Source organism: Acinetobacter sp. BSP-28, from assembly GCF_044130285.1.
In the GTDB taxonomy this organism is placed as follows: Bacteria; Pseudomonadota; Gammaproteobacteria; order Pseudomonadales; family Moraxellaceae; genus Acinetobacter.
Map to the genome: position 1 here is coordinate 1 of NZ_JBIQOB010000066.1, position 2,025 is coordinate 2,025.

2 protein-coding genes are annotated in these 2,025 nt (G+C 39.2%); both read left to right on the top strand.

Translation table 11 applies throughout. From position 1 onward, the window contains the following. Window positions 1–474: 474 nt before the first annotated feature. On the top strand, window positions 475–852 hold the full coding sequence (locus ACE01R_RS17685; RefSeq protein ID WP_395552791.1) for a hypothetical protein: 378 nt from the start codon (window positions 475–477) through the stop codon (window positions 850–852). Continuing rightward, window positions 846–2,021 carry a CsgG/HfaB family protein gene (locus ACE01R_RS17690; RefSeq protein WP_395552792.1) on the top strand — a complete coding sequence of 392 codons (1,176 nt, stop codon included), beginning with the start codon at window positions 846–848 and terminating at the stop codon, window positions 2,019–2,021. The genes ACE01R_RS17685 and ACE01R_RS17690 overlap by 7 nt, the downstream gene beginning before the upstream one ends. Window positions 2,022–2,025 lie beyond the last annotated feature (4 nt).

A 2,025-nucleotide genomic window follows, 5' to 3' on the forward strand; every position in this document is an offset into this window, starting at 1 on the left:
TTTAAAAAATTCCTCTTTCTATCAGAATTACTTTATAAATACGCTTAACTGTGATTGGTTAATTGTATTTTTATAAAAAGTAGATGTTCATCACATTTAAATGAGGGTTCTAATAAAATCAAAGTTTACAATGTCATAAAACTGAAACTCTTTGCCAAGTTGAGTCTTTGTTGATGAAATTTTGATTGTTTTTAATATAAAAAAAATATCAATTGAATTGAGATTTTGTTGTAAATTTTAATTTTAAAGATTTATTGCATAATGATTTCTTACAATTCAAAAATAAACAACAATTAACAATATATTAATTATAACAACAAGATAATTAATCTTTATAAACCTAAAGTATGTAAAACCCAATAAATTTTGCCTTTTGTTTTTTTTATGTGGTTTAATATTTTTAATATAAATTAAACCTTACTAAACTAAATAAAAAATAAATAAACATCCTCGATCAAAGGACGGGCAATGATTATGAAAATATCAGTGATCAATGTGGGTTTATTTTGTTGCTGTATTCTGGGCAATGCTTATGCCACATCGGATGAATGGAGTCAGCGCTGGAAATCGTCAAGTAGCCGTTCCAATGAGAATTTGGTGCAGGCAAATCTGATCGAACTCATGGATTCTGATTATTATTCTGGACTAGGAAAAACCACAATAAACAGCACCTCAACCAGCTCTATAGGTACAGTGAATTCAGCTACCAGCAATGTGAATATCAATGGTTCTAATAACGGTATAGATATTTCGAATGATACTACGAATGATGGGACTCTAAATTCCACCACCACTCAAAATAATCAGCAATGCCCTAACTTAAGCACTCAACCGGGAGGCTCACCATGCTGAACTTTCCTTTAAATAGAAGAAAAATATCTTCCGTGAGTGCGCTGATCATTTTTAGCCAACTTCTGAGCGGTTGTACTGGTATGGCGGTCTCAAATAAGAAACCAGTCAGTCTGGTACAGGGACCCCCGGTGACCGATATTTTTACCCCTTTTGATATGGCTTTATCTTGCCTGAAAGGGCAACTGCGCAGTGATGTCAGCTTTTCTGTCGGTGCTATTCTGGACCAGACTGGTAAAGATGTGGTGACCAATGGCGGCAGTGGCAAAATGGTGACCCAGGGTGCGGGAGACATGGTGCAGTCCGCCTTGTTTCAGGCCGGGGTTAGCTTATTGAATCGACGTGATCCGCGGATTATTGAAAGTGAAGCCAAGTGGGGGATTCGCGATCCGCGGCAAATTCAGGCCTCTGATTATTATGTGACGGGTAGCATTAACAGTCTGGATTTTATTCCGGGTGGCGGTGTAGATATGCAGATTGGCGGTGTCGGTCCGAATTACAGTCAAACCCGCATTATGGTTGGCTTGGATCTATCGTTGACTGATACCCGCAGCAGTAAAGTAGTAGCCAATGTTTCGCTGCAAAAGCAGATAGCCGCACAGGATTATGGCCTGAGTGCAGGCAGGTTTGCTGGGCATACTTTATTGAATATCCAGCTTGGAAAGGGCGAGCGTGAGGCAACCAACTTTGCCTTGCGTCAAATGTTGAATCTGGGCACCTTTGAATTGCTCAGTCAGGTGATCCCACCTGCAACATTTGAAAGTTGTCGTGCGCAAATACCACCTGAATTTGGCCAGTTGAGTTTAACCCGAAGTTCGGTTGCGCTGTATAAATATAAGCAAAGCCAGCAGCAAGGTACCGCAAACTTACCGAGTACTGTTCTGGACTCATCATCACATAAAACAAGTTCACCGAATGAGAAAAATAAATCGACCAACTCACCCAGCAAGGATACTCAGCCACCCAAGAAAAAAGAGTCTGAGTTGATTGAAAATCCTGAAGGTGAGTCTGAACCGAGCAAACAGGATTTGATTAAATATATCAGTATGAAACAGCCTTCATCTTCTTTAAAAAAAATGAATGAAGAAAAAGACAATGAAAAGACTCAGATGCTGTGGGATGTTAATCCGGAAGTGGTCGAAAACTACTGGTCAAGCACGCAGCGTGATTAAAAAA

What these genes read in the sequence shown, in the direction of transcription:
- ACE01R_RS17685 (WP_395552791.1), top strand. Translation starts at nt 475, where the DNA reads ATGAAAATATCAGTGATCAATGTGGGTTTATTTTGTTGCTGTATTCTG.
- ACE01R_RS17690 (WP_395552792.1), top strand. Translation starts at nt 846, where the DNA reads ATGCTGAACTTTCCTTTAAATAGAAGAAAAATATCTTCCGTGAGTGCG.